This is a genomic window from Dyella silvae (assembly GCF_026421305.1).
GTDB lineage: Bacteria > Pseudomonadota > Gammaproteobacteria > Xanthomonadales > Rhodanobacteraceae > Dyella > Dyella silvae.
Window position 1 is genome coordinate 140,873 of sequence record NZ_JAPJBQ010000003.1, and the last position, 13,229, is coordinate 154,101.

Genomic DNA, 13,229 nt, shown 5'->3' on the forward strand with positions numbered 1-13,229 from the left:
AGGATACGAAGATGAGTATCGGACTAGTTGGCCGCAAATGCGGCATGAGCCGACTCTTCACTGAAGATGGCCGTTCGATTCCGGTGACCCTTATTGAGGCCACCCCGAATCGCGTCACGCAGCTGAAGACGGAAGAAAACGATGGTTACAGCGCTGTGCAGGTCGCAGCCGGCGTCAAGCGCGCCAGCCTGCTGACGCAGCCGCTGAAGGGCCATTACGCGAAGGCTAAGGTTGAGCCGGGTCGTGGTCTTTGGGAGTTCCGCGTATCTGCCGACGATCTCGGCAAGTACAGCGTGGGCGCCGAGATCAAGGCCGATGACGTGTTCCAGGCGGGTCAGATCGTTGACGTCGCTGGCGTGTCGAAGGGCAAGGGCTTCCAAGGCACCATCAAGCGTTGGAACTTCACCATGGGTGACGCGACCCACGGTAATTCGCTGTCGCATCGTGCGCCGGGTTCTATCGGTCAGCGTCAGACCCCAGGTCGCGTGTTCCCGGGCAAGAAGATGTCGGGCCACATGGGTGCGGTGAACCGCACGCAGCAGGGCCTGGAAGTGGTCAAGGTCGACGCCGAGCGTCATCTGATCGCGGTGAAGGGCGCGGTGCCGGGTGCTACCGGTGGCGACGTCATCATCCGTCCGACGACCAAGGGCTGAGGAGAGACGCCATGGAACTCAATGTTATTGGCGCCAAGCCGCTCAATGTGTCGGACGAAGTGTTCGGCGGTGAGCTCAAGCAGGCCCTGATCCACCAGGTCGTCGTTGCCTATCAGGCAGGCGGCCGTGCGGGTACCCAGTCGCAGCTTTCGCGCGGCGAAATGTCGGGTACCACCAAGAAGTTCAAGAAGCAGAAGGGCGGCGGCGCCCGTCACGGTGACTACCGTGCACCGATCTTCGTCGGTGGTGGCCGCACGTTCGCTGCCAAGCCGCGCAGCTATGAGCAGAAGGTCAATCGCAAGTCGTATCGCGTTGCCATCCGCTCGATTCTTTCGGAGCTGGTTCGCCAGGACCGTTTGAAGGTTGTCGAGAGCTTTGGCATCGACACCCCGAAGACCAAGGCGATGGTTGCCAAGTTGGCTGAGCTGCAGGTGTCCGGTCGCGTACTGCTGGTGTCGGAAGATGCCAACGAAGCCACTTTCCTGGCTGCGCGCAACATTCCGTACATCCACGTGGTGGACGTGCTGGCGTTGAACCCGGTCAGCCTGGTCGGTTCGGACCACATCGTCATGACCGTCGATGCGGTGAAGAAGATCGAGGAGTGGCTGGCATGAGCAACGAACGCATTCTGAATACGCTGCGTGCGCCGCACATTTCGGAAAAGGCCGCGCGCCTTGCCGAGAAGAACCAGTACGTATTCGTGGTCGCCCCCGAGGCAACCAAGGCCGATGTCCGCGCAGCGGTGGAACAGATGTTCGACGTCAAGGTCGAGCAGGTGAACCTCGTCAATGCCAAGGGCAAGGTCAAGTCCTTCCGTTTCCGCGCTGGTAGCCGCCAGGGCAAGCGCAAGGCTTATGTCCGCCTCGCTGATGGTCAGACCATCGACGTGTCGGTCAAGGCCTGAGCCAGGAGTTGAATTGAGATGGCACTGATCACTCATAAGCCGACCTCCCCCGGACGCCGCGACGCAGTCAGCGTCCGCACCGAGGGCCTTCACAAGGGCGCGCCGTACGCGGCGTTGACCGAAGCGAAGACCAAGAACGGCGGTCGCAACAATTACGGTCGCATCACTGTTCGCCACCAGGGTGGTGGTCACAAACAGCGTTACCGCATTATCGATTTCAAGCGCGACAAGGAAGGCATTGCTGCCACCGTCGAGCGCATTGAATACGATCCGAACCGCACTGCGCATATCGCTCTGCTGTGCTATGCCGACGGCGAGCGTCGTTACATCATCGCTCCCAAGGGCGTGCAGGCGGGTGATCGCCTGGTAGCGGGCAGCGATGCACCGATCAAGGTGGGCAACAGCCTGCCGCTGCGCGCGATCCCGGTGGGTTCGACCATTCACTGCATCGAGATGCGTCCGGGCAAGGGTGCGCAGATCGCACGCTCGGCCGGTGCTTCGGTGCAGCTGGTGGCTCGTGAGTCCGGTTACGCCACGCTGCGTCTTCGCTCTGGCGAAATGCGCCGCGTGCCGGTCGATTGCCGCGCCACCATCGGTGAAGTGGGCAATGGCGAGCACAGCCTGAAGAAGCTCGGCAAGGCCGGCGCCAAGCGCTGGTTGGGTATTCGTCCCACCGTTCGCGGTGTGGTGATGAACCCGGTCGACCATCCGCACGGCGGTGGTGAGGGCAAGACCTCTGGCGGTCGTCACCCGGTTTCTCCGTGGGGTACGCCGGCCAAGGGCTACAAGACGCGCTCCAACAAGCGCACCCAGCAGTTCATCGTGCGTCGTCGCAAGTAACAGGAAACGATCATGCCGCGCTCTCTAAAGAAAGGTCCGTTTGTCGACCTGCACCTCGTAAAGAAGGTGGAAGCCGCCGTTTCCGCCAATAACAAGCGTCCGATCAAGACCTGGTCGCGTCGCTCGATGATCCTGCCGGAGATGGTCGGCTTGACCATCGCCATCCACAACGGCCGTCAGCATGTCCCCGTGCTGGTCAACGAGAACATGGTCGGGCACAAGCTCGGCGAGTTCGCGGTGACCCGCACCTTCAAGGGCCATGGCGGCGACAAGAAGGGCAAGTGATGAGCACTGAAGCCAAAGCGATCCTGCGCAGCGCCCGCATTTCGGCGCAGAAGGCACGCCTGGTAGCTGACCTGGTCCGCGGGATGCCCGTGGGCCGTGCCAGCGACGTGCTCAATTTCACCAACAAGAAGGCTGCGCACATTGTTCGCAAGGTGCTGCTGTCGGCCGTCGCCAACGCCGAGAACAACCTCGGTGCTGACGTTGACGAGCTGAAGGTCTCGCGCATCTTTGTCGACGAAGGTCCGGCGATGAAGCGCATGTACGCCCGCGCCAAAGGCCGCGGTTCCCGCATCCTTAAGCGCACGAGCCACATCACTGTGGTCGTTGGCAACTGACTGAGGACGTAGACGATGGGTCATAAAGTTCATCCCACCGGTATCCGCCTCGGCATCGCCAAGGACTGGAACTCGAAGTGGTACGCCAATAAGGGCGAATACGCCCAGTACCTCGCTGCCGACCTGAAGGTTCGCGAGATGCTGCGCAAGAAGCTGGCCCAGGCCGGCATTTCGAAGATCCTCATCGAGCGTCCGGCCAAGACCGCACGCGTGACGATTCACACCGCCCGTCCGGGCGTGGTGATCGGCAAGAAGGGCGAGGACATCGAAAAGCTGCGCAAGGAAGTCAGCGACATGATGGGCGTTCCGGCGCACATCAATGTCAGCGAAGTGCGTAAGCCCGAGATTGACGCGCAGCTGGTTGCCGAGTCGATCGCGCAGCAGCTGGAGCGTCGCATCATGTTCCGCCGCGCTATGAAGCGCTCGGTCGGCAACGCGATGCGCCTTGGCGCCCTGGGTATCAAAATCAATGTCTCTGGCCGTCTGAACGGCGCTGAGATTGCCCGTTCCGAATGGGCCCGTGAAGGTCGCGTGCCGCTGCATACGCTGCGTGCGGACATCGACTACGGCACCGCCGAGGCGAAGACCACCTACGGCATCATCGGTATCAAGGTGTGGATCTATAAGGGCGAGATCTTCGATCTGTCCCAGATCAACCAGGAGCCGAAGGAAGAGCAGTCCCAGCCGCGCCGTGAGGGTGGTGAGGGTCGTCGTGAATCGCGTCGCGAGGGCGGTGAAGGCCGTCGCGAGCGGACGGCGAAGTAAGGAGAGTTGCCATGCTGCAACCCAAGCGAACCAAATTCCGTAAGCAGTTCAAGGGCCGTAACGACGGTCTGGCCTTCTGCTCCAACCTCGTCAGCTTTGGCGAGTTTGGTCTGAAGGCGACCACGCACGGTGCGCTGACTGCACGTCAGATCGAAGCCGGTCGTCGTTGCATCACCCGCTTCGTCAAGCGCGGCGGCAAGCTGTGGATCCGCGTGTACCCGGACAAGCCCATCACCAAGAAGCCCATCGAAGTTCGAATGGGTGCCGGTAAGGGTGGCGTCGAATACTGGGTCGCTCCGATCCAGCCGGGCCGCATGCTTTATGAAATCGAGGGTATTGACGAGGCATCTGCACGCGAGGCGTTCCGCCTGGCCGCTGCCAAGCTGTCCGTCCAGACCCAATTCGTGACCCGGGCGGTGATGTGATATGGCCATCAAAGATCTGACCAACAAGACGGCCGAAGAGCTGAATAAGCACCTGCTGGACCTGCGCAAGGAGCAGTTCAACCTGCGCATGCAGAAGGGCACCGGCCAGCTCAACCAGCCGCACCAGCTGCGCCGAGTTCGGCGCGACATCGCCCGCACGAAGTTCGTGCTCGGCGGCAAGAAGTAAGGGACGGCCGATATGAGCGACAACAAAAAGCAGACGCGCACCCTCGAGGGCCGCGTCATCAGCAACAAGATGGACAAGACCGTTACGGTCCTGATCGAACGCCAGGAACAGCATCCGCTGATCGGCAAGATCATCCGTCGTTCGACCAAGCTTCACGCACAGGACGACCTGGGCGCGAACGAAGGTGATCTGGTCCGTATCGCGGAGTGCCGTCCGCTGTCCAAGACCAAGCATCACCGCGTGGTCGAAATCATCACGCGCGCTAACGTCTAAGGGAGGGTGCAGACATGATCCAGATGCAAAGCACGCTTTCCGCGGCCGACAACAGCGGTGCCAAGGAACTGATGTGCATCAAGGTGCTCGGCGGCTCCAAGCGCCGTTACGCCGCGATCGGTGACGTGATCAAGGTCACCGTGAAGGATGCCATCCCCCGCGGCAAAGTGAAGAAGGGTGAGGTGTACAACGCCGTGGTGGTTCGTACCGCCAAGGGTGTGCGCCGTGCCGACGGCTCGCTGATCCGTTTCGACGGCAATGCAGCGGTCCTCCTCAACAACAAGCTCGAGCCGATCGGCACCCGTATTTTCGGGCCGGTTACTCGCGAGCTGCGCAGCGAGAAGTTCATGAAGATCGTCTCGCTCGCGCCCGAAGTGCTCTGAGCGGAGACTAGACCATGAACCGTATCCGCAAGGGTGATCAGGTCCTCGTGATCACCGGCAAAAACAAGGGTCAGCGCGGCGACGTGCTGCGCGTTGATGGCGACCGCGTGTTCGTCTCCAACGTGAACCTGGTCAAGCGTCACACCAAGCCGAACCCCCAGGCCAATCAGGCTGGCGGCATCGTCGAGCGTGAAGCTTCGATCCACATCTCCAACGTCCAGCTGTTCAACTCCGCCACGGGCAAGGGTGAACGCGTTGGCGCCAAGACGCTCTCTGATGGGCGTAAGGTGCGCGTGTTCAAGTCCTCCGGCGAAGTTGTGGACGCGTAAGGAATCAATCATGACGACGCGTCTCGAAACGTTTTACAAAGACCAGGTCATCCAGAAGCTCACCGAGCGTTTTGGGTACCAGAATGTGATGCAGGTTCCCCGCATCACCAAGATCACGCTGAACATGGGCGTGGGCGAAGCGGCGGGCAACAAGAAGGTGCTCGAGAACGCCGTGGCCGACATGGCCAAGATCTCCGGCCAGAAGCCGATCCAGACCAAGGCCCGCGTGTCGGTTGCCTCGTTCAAGATCCGCGACGGCTGGCCGATCGGCTGCAAGGTCACCCTGCGCCGCGCGCAGATGTGGGAATTCCTTGATCGCCTGATCAACATCTCGCTGCCGCGTACGCGCGACTTCCGTGGTGTGTCGGGTCGCGCTTTTGATGGTCGTGGTAATTACAACTTCGGCATCAAAGAGCAGATCATCTTCCCGGAAATCGACTTCGACGCCGTCGACGCGATGCGTGGTATGGATATCTCCATTACCACCACCGCCAAGAGCGACGAAGAAGCCAAGGCGCTGCTGGAAGCTTTCAGCTTCCCGTTCCGCAACTAAGAGAGCCGCGAGAGACACATGGCCAAGACCTCAATGGTTAACCGCGACCTCAAGCGGACCAAGCTCGTCAAGAAGTACGCCGCCAAGCGCGCCGAACTGAAGGCGATCGTGCTGAGCCCCACCGCCTCCTACGAGGAGAAGATGGACGCCCAGACCAAGCTGCAGAAGCAGCCGCGTGATGCCAGTCCGGCTCGCCAGCGTACGCGCTGTGCGCTGACCGGCCGTCCGCGCGCCGTGTACCAGAAGTTTGGTCTCGGCCGTAACAAGCTGCGCGAAGCCACCATGCGTGGTGACGTTCCTGGCCTGCGTAAGGCTAGCTGGTAAGACCCCAAACTGGGCGGGGTAGGGCGCGAGCCTTACCCTGTTCCGATACGGCGGCAAGCCCCTGGCTCGCCGCCGTTGGCGCGAATTCGCGCCGTTGTTCGCAAAGTCGGAAAAATGCTGCTATAGTCGGCGGTCTGCGTCCCTGCAGGCTGGCTCTGTGCCGGCATACAACTCAAAACAGATTTCCGGTTTTTCGGATATCGGTGCACTCTGAAGGATGTTTTCATGAGCATGACTGATCCCATCGCCGATCTGTTTACGCGCATCCGCAATGCCCAGCTCACGGGCAAGCAGGCCGTAAACATGCCGTCGTCGAAGCTGAAGTTGGCCATCGCCAATCTTCTTAAGAATGAGGGCTACATCCTCGACGCCAAGGCCTCCACTGTGGAAGGCAAGCCGGTGCTCGAGATCAAGCTCAAGTATTTCGAAGGCCGTCCGGCCATCGAAACCATTACCCGTGTCAGCCGCTCTGGCCTCCGCGTTTACCGCGGCAAGGACGAGCTGCCGAAGGTCCTGGGTGGCCTGGGTATCTCGATCATCTCGACTTCCGCCGGTTTGCTGACCGACGCGCAGGCCCGTTCTAAGGGTCTGGGCGGCGAAGTCATCGGCCAGGTCGCATAAGGAGCCGACGATGTCTCGCGTTGCCAAACAGCCGATTACCCTGCCGAAGGGCGTTGAGATCACCTCGACCGCCAATGGCATCACCGTCAAGGGCCCGAAGGGCACCCTGGCGACCCACGTCCTCCCGGGCGCTTCTGTCTCCATCGACAACGGCGTGGCGAACATCGCCGTGGCCGAAGGTGCAGACGACAAGTTCGGTGGCACCCTGCGTGCGCTGCTGGCCAACATGGTCAAGGGCGTATCCGACGGCTATGAGCGCAAGCTCGAGCTGGTCGGCGTGGGCTACCGCGCCTCGATGGCCGGTAAGTCGCTGAATATCGCCCTGGGCTTCTCGCATCCGGTCGTGTTCGATGCACCGGAAGGCATCACCATCGAAACCCCGTCGCAGACCGAAATCCTTATCAAGGGTTCGGACAAGCAGCGCGTGGGTGAAGTGGCTGCCAAGATCCGTGGCTTCCGTCCGCCGGAGCCCTACAAGGGCAAGGGCGTGCGCTACTCCGGCGAGAAGATCACCCTGAAGGAAGCCAAGAAGGCCTAATCGCCTATCCGCTTCCTGGAGAGAACACGATGAACAAGAACGAATCCCGCCTGCGTCGCGCCAAGTCGACCCGCGCTCACATCCGCAAGCTGGCCGTCGCCCGTCTTTCGGTGCATCGCACCGGTCAGCACCTGTACGCGCAGGTGTTTGCCGCCGATGGTCAGAGCGTGGTCGCTGCTGCTTCCACGGTGCAGAAGTCGGTGGCTGAAGGCCTGAAGGGCACGAAGAACCTCACCGCTGCTGCTGCTGTCGGTAAGGCCGTGGCCGAGCGCGCGCTGGCTGCTGGTATCGAGTCCGTGGCGTTCGATCGCTCGGGCTTCCGCTACCACGGTCGCATCAAGGCCCTGGCCGATGCCGCTCGCGAAGCTGGCCTGAAGTTCTAAGCCAGTCTGGTTTCAGGTGCCGGTTTCACCCGGCACTTGAACCCAACAGAAGTACCTAAAACTCCAAGCGGCATAGCCGCAAGCAAAAGTCCTGGTTCGCCAGGCATACGGAAAAAGAACATGTCTTCTACCGATCGCGAAAATTCGGACGGCCTGCTCGAGAAGCTGATTGCCGTTAACCGCGTGGCCAAGACCGTCAAGGGTGGCCGCCAGATGAGCTTCACCGCGCTGACCGTGGTCGGCGATGGCGAAGGTCGCGTGGGCTTCGGCTATGGCAAGGCGCGTGAAGTGCCGGTTGCCATCTCCAAGGCCATGGACCGCGCCCGCCGCAACATGGTGAGCATCGATCTGAACAACGGCACCCTGTGGTACGCCATCAAGGCCAACCACGGCGCAGCTCGCGTGTTCATGCAGCCGGCTTCCGAAGGTACCGGCGTGATTGCCGGCGGCGCGATGCGCGCTGTGCTGGAAGTCGTGGGTGTGAAGAACGTGCTGGCCAAGGCCGTCGGTTCGCGCAACCCGATCAATTTGGTCCGCGCGACCATCAAGGGCCTGCAGGCCGTTGCCTCGCCGAAGCAGATCGCTGCCAAGCGCGGTAAGACCATTGAAGAGGTGCTGGGCAATGGCTAAGAACGAAACCGCCGCCACCGTGCGCGTGCGCCTGGTCAAGGGCCTGCGCGGTGTGCAGAGCCGTCATCGCCTGAGCGTCAAGGCGCTCGGCCTGAACAAGCTCAACGACGTCCGTGAACTGAAGGATAGCCCGCAGGTGCGTGGCTTGATCAACACGGTCTATTACCTCGTGCGGGTTGAGGAGTAATCACCATGCGTCTTAACGACATCAAGCCGGCCGCCGGTTCCCGCAAGACCCGCCTTCGCGTCGGTCGCGGTATCGGTTCGGGCCTGGGCAAGACCGCTGGTCGCGGTCACAAGGGTCAGCACGCTCGCGCGGGCGGTACCCACAAGTACGGTTTCGAAGGCGGTCAGATGCCGCTGCAGCGCCGCCTGCCGAAGGTCGGCTTCCGTTCGCTCAAGAAGAAAGAGAGCCAGGAAGTGTTCCTTTACCAGCTGGCTACCCTGAAGGCGGACGTGATCGACACGATCGCGCTGCACCAGGCAGGCCTGATCGACAGCCACGCCAAGAAGGTCAAGGTTGTTCTCAAGGGCGAGATCGGCCGCGCGGTGAAGCTGTCGGGCGTGCTGGCCACGGCCGGCGCAAAGGCAGCGATCGAAGCTGCCGGCGGCAGCGTGGAGTAATCACGTGGCGTCAGCCCAGGGCACATCGCTCGGATCGCTCGGCAAGCTGACGGAACTGCGTCAGCGCATCTTCTTCGTGATTGGTGCGCTGATCGTCTTCCGTCTTGGTTCCTTCATCCCGGTTCCTGGCGTCAATCCGGAAGCCATGACGAACCTGATCGAGCAGGGTGGCGGCCTGATGAACATGTTCAACATGTTCTCGGGTGGCTCGCTCGCACGCTTCTCAGTGTTCGCACTTGGCGTCGTGCCCTACATCTCTGCCTCCATCGTGGTGCAGATGATGGGTTCGGTCATTCCGAGTCTGCAGGCGCTGCGCAAGGAAGGTGAGGCCGGTCGTCGCAAGATGACGACCTACACCCGCTTTGGTACGGTCGGTCTGGCTGCCTTCCAGGCATTCGGTATCGCCGTGGCGCTGCAGAAACAGGTAGCGCAGGGTGGCGCACCGGTGGTTTACACGCCGGGCATGGGCTTCATCATGGCGTCGATCGTCGGCCTTACCGCTGGCACGATGTTCCTGATGTGGCTGGGCGAGCAGATCACTGAACGCGGTATTGGCAACGGTATTTCGCTGCTGATCTTCGCCGGTATCGTCGCCGGTCTGCCGGGTGCCGTGGCGCACACGCTGACTATGGCCAGCAATGGCGAGCTCTCCGTGATCAAAATGATCATGGTGGTAGGCCTGATTCTCGCGGTGACGGCGTTCGTGGTGTTCATGGAGCGCGCCCAGCGGCGCATTACCGTGAACTATGCGCGACGTTCCGGCGGGCAGCGGGCTTACATGAATCAGACCTCGCACCTGCCGCTGAAGATCAACATGTCGGGCGTGATCCCGCCGATCTTCGCGTCGAGCCTGCTGATGTTCCCGGCCACCGCGGCAACGTGGTTCGGCCAGGGTCATCAGTCGCGCTGGCTGACTGAGTTGACCCAGGCGCTCACCCCGGGTGAGCCGCTGTATGACATCGTCTTCGCGGTGCTGGTGATCACTTTCGCCTTCTTCTATACGGCGATCGTGTTCAACTCCCAGGAGACGGCGGATAACCTCAAGCGCTCCGGCGCCTTGATTCCGGGTATCCGTCCCGGCCGCTCGACGGCCGATTACATCGATAACGTGATGACCCGTCTGACTGGTGTTGGCGCTCTCTACCTGGTGCTGGTCTGTCTGGTTCCCTCGTTTATGCAAAAGGCGTGGCACGTCCCCTTCTACTTCGGTGGCACCTCTCTGCTCATCGTCGTGGTCGTGGTGATGGATTTCACTGCCCAGGTGCAGGCGCACTTGGTCAGTCACCAGTACGAAAGCCTGCTCAAGAAGGCCAACCTCCGCCGCAACTGATGGCTGCTGGGGTGGTGGGAAGTTGGTCTGGATTGGAGGGCGGCGGCACCCCTGGTGCCGCAGGGCTTTCCTGTTGGGTTATTTACGGTTAGAATTGCGCGTTTACCGCGCACGAAACGCATCGGAGAAAGTACATCATGGCGCGCATCGCGGGTGTCAATTTGCCGGTCCAGAAGCATGTCTGGGTTGGCCTGCAGAGCATTTACGGGATCGGCCGCAGCCGGGCCAAGAAGGTCTGCGCGGACGCAGGCGTGGTTCCGACCACGCAGATCAAGTCCCTGAGTGAGGGCGAAGTCGAAAAGCTTCGTCACGAAATCGGTAAGTACGTCGTCGAAGGCGATCTGCGTCGCGAGGTGGGTATTGCCATCAAGCGTCTGATGGATCTGGGTTGCTACCGCGGTCTGCGTCACCGCCGTGGTCTGCCGGTGCGCGGCCAGCGCACGCGTACCAATGCGCGCACCCGTAAGGGCCCGCGTCGCGCCATCAAGAAGTAACGGATTCCGAACATGGCTAAGCCTGTCAAGACCAAGAAGAAGATCAAGCGCGTTGTCACGGATGCCGTGGCCCACGTGCAAGCCTCCTTCAACAACACCATCGTCACGATCACCGATCGCCAGGGCAATGCCCTGTCGTGGGCGACTGCCGGCGGCGCGGGTTTCCGCGGTTCGCGTAAGTCGACCCCGTTCGCAGCTCAGGTTGCCGCCGAAAAGGCCGGCCGCGCTGCAGGCGATTACGGCGTGAAGACCGTGGAAGTTCGCATCAAGGGCCCGGGTCCGGGTCGTGAGTCCGCTGTGCGTTCGTTGAATGCGCTGGGCTACAAGGTGCTCAACATCATCGATGTCACGCCGATCCCGCACAACGGCTGCCGTCCCCCCAAGAAGCGTCGAGTCTAAAGGAGCATACCCATGGCACGTTATCGTGGAGCTACCTGCAAGCTCGCCCGCCGCGAGGGTGCAGACCTCAGTTTGAAGAGCCCCGCTCGCGCTATCGATTCGAAGTGCAAGCTGGAAAACAAGCCCGGCCAGCATGGCGCCAACAAGCGCATGCGCATGTCGGACTACGCCCTGCAGCTGCGTGAAAAGCAGAAGGTCAAGCGCATCTACGGTGTGCTCGAGCGTCAGTTCAGCAACTACTACGCCAAGGCGTCGACCCTCAAGGGCAACACCGGTGAGAACCTGCTGCGCCTGCTCGAAAGCCGTCTGGACAACGTCGTTTACCGCATGGGTTTCGCGGTCACCCGCGCCCAGGCCCGTCAGCTGGTCAGCCACAAGGCTGTGCTGGTCAACGGTAAGAAGGTGAACATTCCGTCGTACCAGGTCCGTTCGGGCGACGTCGTTGCCCTGACCGAGCGTGCTCGCACTCAGCTGCGCGTGCAGGAAGCGTCGACCGTGTTCGACACCATGGACCTGCGTCCGCAGTGGGTCGAAGTCGACAGCAAGAAGTTCGAAGGTACGTTCAAGGCGATGCCGGACCGCGGCGATCTGCCGTCCGATATCAACGAGAGCTTGATCGTCGAGCTTTACTCGAAGTAATCAACCGGAGCCCTGCATGGCAGTTTCGTCAACTAGCGTGCTGCGCCCTCGCGGCCTCAGCGTCGAGCAGCTCGGAGCCAACCGCGCCAAGGTGGTGGTGGAGCCGCTCGAGCGTGGTTTCGGCCACACCCTGGGCAACGCGCTGCGTCGCGTGCTGCTCTCCTCGATCCCTGGCTCTGCCATCGTCGAGGTGGAAATTGATGGCGTGCTGCACGAATACACCACGCTGGAAGGTTTGCAGGAGGACGTGATCGAAGTCCTGCTTAACCTCAAGGACGTGGCGATTCGCCAGCACTCGGGTGACGAAGTCACCCTGACCTTGTCCAAGAAGGGCAAGGGCGTGGTCACCGCCGGCGATATCGCCGTCGACCACTCGGTGGAAATCATCAACCCCGAGCATGTGATCTGCCACCTGACCAAGGACATCGCTCTCAACATGCGCCTGAAGGTGCGTCGCGGCGTCGGCTACCAGCCGGCCAGCGCGCGCCAGCATCCGGATGATGAGGCTCGTCCGATTGGCCGCCTGCAGCTCGACGCGTCGTTCGCGCCGGTCCTGCGTGTTGCCTACGAAGTGGACGCCGCTCGCGTTGAGCAGCGCACCAACCTCGATAAGCTGGTGCTGGATATCGAAACCAACGGCACCATCGGTGCGGAAGACGCGGTTCGCAAGGCCGCCGAAATCCTCAACGACCAGCTGTCGGTGTTCGGTGACTTCTCGCGTCGCGAGAGCGCCACGGACAAGGCGGAGAAGGGCGGTTTCGACCCGCTGCTGCTGCGCCCGATCGACGATCTGGAGCTCACCGTGCGTTCGGCTAACTGCCTGAAGGCCGAGAGCATCTACTACATCGGCGATCTGGTTCAGAAGACCGAAGTCGAACTGCTCAAGACGCCGAACCTCGGCAAGAAGTCCCTGACTGAAATCAAGGACGTGCTGGGTGGCCGTGGTCTGGCCCTGGGTATGAAGCTTGAAAACTGGCCGCCGCCGGGTCTGTCCCACGGTATGCAGCTGGGTTAATGGTTTTGGCGACCGTTCGCGGTCGCCCGCAGTACCGACAAACTGGCGAGCGTACCCCGGTGCGCTCGCCAGCTGTCAAAAGCGGCCTTCGGGCCGCGTGATGTTTCGGGCGATCACCTTGGTCGCTTGGTTTTGGCAGTCTGACGAGTGTTTATCCCTCGGATTTTGCAGACGCCTTAAACGGCCAGCTTGGCCGTCTTGCTCAATAAGAGCCCGTAGCACGAAGGGCTTCATCAGCGGGTAACCGCGGGAAGTCGGACATAACCGCCGACTTTTCATAACAACAGACATAGAGAGTAA

General features: G+C 61.5%; 25 protein-coding genes. All 25 read left to right on the forward strand.

Going from position 1 to position 13,229, the window contains the following annotated elements; all coding sequences use genetic code 11:
* Positions 1-11 precede the first annotated feature (11 nt).
* The 25 genes from rplC to OQE56_RS09210 all read left to right on the forward strand — a co-directional run bounded on the left by rplC (position 12) and on the right by OQE56_RS09210 (position 12,929).
* A complete protein-coding gene (gene rplC, locus OQE56_RS09090; RefSeq protein WP_102303874.1) occupies positions 12-653 on the forward strand; it encodes a 50S ribosomal protein L3 in 642 nt (213 codons plus the stop codon).
* A gap of 11 nt (positions 654-664) precedes the next feature.
* The gene (rplD, locus tag OQE56_RS09095; RefSeq protein ID WP_266151958.1) at positions 665-1,267 is read left to right on the forward strand and encodes a 50S ribosomal protein L4; all 603 of its coding nucleotides are present in this window, start codon (positions 665-667) and stop codon (positions 1,265-1,267) included.
* Positions 1,264-1,557, forward strand: coding sequence for a 50S ribosomal protein L23 (gene rplW, locus OQE56_RS09100; RefSeq protein WP_074547429.1), 294 nt, complete (start codon positions 1,264-1,266; stop codon positions 1,555-1,557). The genes rplD and rplW overlap by 4 nt, the downstream gene beginning before the upstream one ends.
* 18 nt (positions 1,558-1,575) lie before the next feature.
* The gene (rplB, locus tag OQE56_RS09105; RefSeq protein ID WP_267223657.1) at positions 1,576-2,397 is read left to right on the forward strand and encodes a 50S ribosomal protein L2; all 822 of its coding nucleotides are present in this window, start codon (positions 1,576-1,578) and stop codon (positions 2,395-2,397) included.
* A gap of 12 nt (positions 2,398-2,409) precedes the next feature.
* Positions 2,410-2,682 (forward strand): 30S ribosomal protein S19, encoded by a 273-nt coding sequence (gene rpsS, locus OQE56_RS09110; RefSeq protein ID WP_017461870.1) that lies wholly within the window; start codon positions 2,410-2,412, stop codon positions 2,680-2,682.
* Entirely contained in the window at positions 2,682-3,017 is a 336-nt protein-coding gene (gene rplV, locus OQE56_RS09115) for a 50S ribosomal protein L22 (protein WP_038620440.1), read from the forward strand. The genes rpsS and rplV overlap by 1 nt, the downstream gene beginning before the upstream one ends.
* A gap of 15 nt (positions 3,018-3,032) precedes the next feature.
* A complete protein-coding gene (rpsC, locus tag OQE56_RS09120; protein WP_130619925.1) occupies positions 3,033-3,782 on the forward strand; it encodes a 30S ribosomal protein S3 in 750 nt (249 codons plus the stop codon).
* Positions 3,783-3,793: 11 nt separating this feature from the next.
* A complete protein-coding gene (gene rplP / locus OQE56_RS09125) occupies positions 3,794-4,207 on the forward strand; it encodes a 50S ribosomal protein L16 (protein ID WP_114825373.1) in 414 nt (137 codons plus the stop codon).
* 1 nt (position 4,208) lies between these two features.
* Positions 4,209-4,394 (forward strand): 50S ribosomal protein L29, encoded by a 186-nt coding sequence (gene rpmC / locus OQE56_RS09130; RefSeq protein ID WP_019464891.1) that lies wholly within the window; start codon positions 4,209-4,211, stop codon positions 4,392-4,394.
* Between the two features lie 12 nt (positions 4,395-4,406).
* Positions 4,407-4,667 (forward strand): 30S ribosomal protein S17, encoded by a 261-nt coding sequence (gene rpsQ / locus OQE56_RS09135; protein ID WP_131406555.1) that lies wholly within the window; start codon positions 4,407-4,409, stop codon positions 4,665-4,667.
* Positions 4,668-4,681: 14 nt separating this feature from the next.
* Positions 4,682-5,050 (forward strand): 50S ribosomal protein L14, encoded by a 369-nt coding sequence (gene rplN, locus OQE56_RS09140; protein WP_267223669.1) that lies wholly within the window; start codon positions 4,682-4,684, stop codon positions 5,048-5,050.
* Between the two features lie 14 nt (positions 5,051-5,064).
* Positions 5,065-5,379, forward strand: a complete 315-nt coding sequence (gene rplX, locus OQE56_RS09145) for a 50S ribosomal protein L24 (RefSeq protein ID WP_267223670.1) — start codon at positions 5,065-5,067, stop codon at positions 5,377-5,379.
* Between the two features lie 10 nt (positions 5,380-5,389).
* A complete protein-coding gene (rplE, locus tag OQE56_RS09150) occupies positions 5,390-5,932 on the forward strand; it encodes a 50S ribosomal protein L5 (RefSeq protein WP_267223672.1) in 543 nt (180 codons plus the stop codon).
* An 18-nt stretch (positions 5,933-5,950) separates the two neighbouring features.
* Positions 5,951-6,256, forward strand: coding sequence for a 30S ribosomal protein S14 (gene rpsN / locus OQE56_RS09155; RefSeq protein ID WP_267223674.1), 306 nt, complete (start codon positions 5,951-5,953; stop codon positions 6,254-6,256).
* Between the two features lie 225 nt (positions 6,257-6,481).
* Complete coding sequence (gene rpsH / locus OQE56_RS09160) at positions 6,482-6,877, forward strand: 30S ribosomal protein S8 (protein ID WP_267223676.1); 396 nt, start codon at positions 6,482-6,484, stop codon at positions 6,875-6,877.
* A gap of 10 nt (positions 6,878-6,887) precedes the next feature.
* Positions 6,888-7,415 carry a 50S ribosomal protein L6 gene (gene rplF / locus OQE56_RS09165; protein WP_267223678.1) on the forward strand — a complete coding sequence of 176 codons (528 nt, stop codon included), beginning with the start codon at positions 6,888-6,890 and terminating at the stop codon, positions 7,413-7,415.
* A gap of 29 nt (positions 7,416-7,444) precedes the next feature.
* Entirely contained in the window at positions 7,445-7,798 is a 354-nt protein-coding gene (gene rplR / locus OQE56_RS09170; protein WP_019464884.1) for a 50S ribosomal protein L18, read from the forward strand.
* Positions 7,799-7,918: 120 nt separating this feature from the next.
* Positions 7,919-8,428, forward strand: coding sequence for a 30S ribosomal protein S5 (gene rpsE, locus OQE56_RS09175; RefSeq protein ID WP_019464883.1), 510 nt, complete (start codon positions 7,919-7,921; stop codon positions 8,426-8,428).
* The gene (gene rpmD, locus OQE56_RS09180; protein ID WP_019464882.1) at positions 8,421-8,615 is read left to right on the forward strand and encodes a 50S ribosomal protein L30; all 195 of its coding nucleotides are present in this window, start codon (positions 8,421-8,423) and stop codon (positions 8,613-8,615) included. The genes rpsE and rpmD overlap by 8 nt, the downstream gene beginning before the upstream one ends.
* Positions 8,615-9,052, forward strand: coding sequence for a 50S ribosomal protein L15 (gene rplO, locus OQE56_RS09185; protein ID WP_199045596.1), 438 nt, complete (start codon positions 8,615-8,617; stop codon positions 9,050-9,052). The genes rpmD and rplO overlap by 1 nt, the downstream gene beginning before the upstream one ends.
* Before the next feature lie 4 nt (positions 9,053-9,056).
* Positions 9,057-10,382 carry a preprotein translocase subunit SecY gene (secY, locus tag OQE56_RS09190; RefSeq protein WP_267223682.1) on the forward strand — a complete coding sequence of 442 codons (1,326 nt, stop codon included), beginning with the start codon at positions 9,057-9,059 and terminating at the stop codon, positions 10,380-10,382.
* Positions 10,383-10,519: 137 nt separating this feature from the next.
* On the forward strand, positions 10,520-10,876 hold the full coding sequence (gene rpsM / locus OQE56_RS09195; RefSeq protein WP_019464879.1) for a 30S ribosomal protein S13: 357 nt from the start codon (positions 10,520-10,522) through the stop codon (positions 10,874-10,876).
* A 12-nt stretch (positions 10,877-10,888) separates the two neighbouring features.
* Positions 10,889-11,275, forward strand: coding sequence for a 30S ribosomal protein S11 (rpsK, locus tag OQE56_RS09200; protein ID WP_007513384.1), 387 nt, complete (start codon positions 10,889-10,891; stop codon positions 11,273-11,275).
* A 12-nt stretch (positions 11,276-11,287) separates the two neighbouring features.
* Complete coding sequence (rpsD, locus tag OQE56_RS09205) at positions 11,288-11,914, forward strand: 30S ribosomal protein S4 (protein ID WP_267223696.1); 627 nt, start codon at positions 11,288-11,290, stop codon at positions 11,912-11,914.
* Between the two features lie 16 nt (positions 11,915-11,930).
* A complete protein-coding gene (locus OQE56_RS09210) occupies positions 11,931-12,929 on the forward strand; it encodes a DNA-directed RNA polymerase subunit alpha (protein ID WP_026033857.1) in 999 nt (332 codons plus the stop codon).
* Positions 12,930-13,229: the final 300 nt, after the last annotated feature.

Bases quoted from the DNA above. Each gene is read 5' to 3' on its own strand.
- rpsM (WP_019464879.1), top strand. From the start codon at position 10,520: ATGGCGCGCATCGCGGGTGTCAATTTGCCGGTCCAGAAGCATGTCTGG.
- rplE (WP_267223672.1), top strand. From the start codon at position 5,390: ATGACGACGCGTCTCGAAACGTTTTACAAAGACCAGGTCATCCAGAAG.
- rpsK (WP_007513384.1), top strand. From the start codon at position 10,889: ATGGCTAAGCCTGTCAAGACCAAGAAGAAGATCAAGCGCGTTGTCACG.
- rplD (WP_266151958.1), top strand. From the start codon at position 665: ATGGAACTCAATGTTATTGGCGCCAAGCCGCTCAATGTGTCGGACGAA.
- rpsS (WP_017461870.1), top strand. From the start codon at position 2,410: ATGCCGCGCTCTCTAAAGAAAGGTCCGTTTGTCGACCTGCACCTCGTA.
- OQE56_RS09210 (WP_026033857.1), top strand. From the start codon at position 11,931: ATGGCAGTTTCGTCAACTAGCGTGCTGCGCCCTCGCGGCCTCAGCGTC.
- rpmD (WP_019464882.1), top strand. From the start codon at position 8,421: ATGGCTAAGAACGAAACCGCCGCCACCGTGCGCGTGCGCCTGGTCAAG.
- rplW (WP_074547429.1), top strand. From the start codon at position 1,264: ATGAGCAACGAACGCATTCTGAATACGCTGCGTGCGCCGCACATTTCG.
- rplC (WP_102303874.1), top strand. From the start codon at position 12: ATGAGTATCGGACTAGTTGGCCGCAAATGCGGCATGAGCCGACTCTTC.
- rplR (WP_019464884.1), top strand. From the start codon at position 7,445: ATGAACAAGAACGAATCCCGCCTGCGTCGCGCCAAGTCGACCCGCGCT.
- rpsD (WP_267223696.1), top strand. From the start codon at position 11,288: ATGGCACGTTATCGTGGAGCTACCTGCAAGCTCGCCCGCCGCGAGGGT.
- rplX (WP_267223670.1), top strand. From the start codon at position 5,065: ATGAACCGTATCCGCAAGGGTGATCAGGTCCTCGTGATCACCGGCAAA.
- rpsH (WP_267223676.1), top strand. From the start codon at position 6,482: ATGAGCATGACTGATCCCATCGCCGATCTGTTTACGCGCATCCGCAAT.
- rpsC (WP_130619925.1), top strand. From the start codon at position 3,033: ATGGGTCATAAAGTTCATCCCACCGGTATCCGCCTCGGCATCGCCAAG.
- rplP (WP_114825373.1), top strand. From the start codon at position 3,794: ATGCTGCAACCCAAGCGAACCAAATTCCGTAAGCAGTTCAAGGGCCGT.
- rplN (WP_267223669.1), top strand. From the start codon at position 4,682: ATGATCCAGATGCAAAGCACGCTTTCCGCGGCCGACAACAGCGGTGCC.
- rplF (WP_267223678.1), top strand. From the start codon at position 6,888: ATGTCTCGCGTTGCCAAACAGCCGATTACCCTGCCGAAGGGCGTTGAG.
- rpsE (WP_019464883.1), top strand. From the start codon at position 7,919: ATGTCTTCTACCGATCGCGAAAATTCGGACGGCCTGCTCGAGAAGCTG.
- rpmC (WP_019464891.1), top strand. From the start codon at position 4,209: ATGGCCATCAAAGATCTGACCAACAAGACGGCCGAAGAGCTGAATAAG.
- rpsN (WP_267223674.1), top strand. From the start codon at position 5,951: ATGGCCAAGACCTCAATGGTTAACCGCGACCTCAAGCGGACCAAGCTC.
- rpsQ (WP_131406555.1), top strand. From the start codon at position 4,407: ATGAGCGACAACAAAAAGCAGACGCGCACCCTCGAGGGCCGCGTCATC.
- rplB (WP_267223657.1), top strand. From the start codon at position 1,576: ATGGCACTGATCACTCATAAGCCGACCTCCCCCGGACGCCGCGACGCA.
- rplV (WP_038620440.1), top strand. From the start codon at position 2,682: ATGAGCACTGAAGCCAAAGCGATCCTGCGCAGCGCCCGCATTTCGGCG.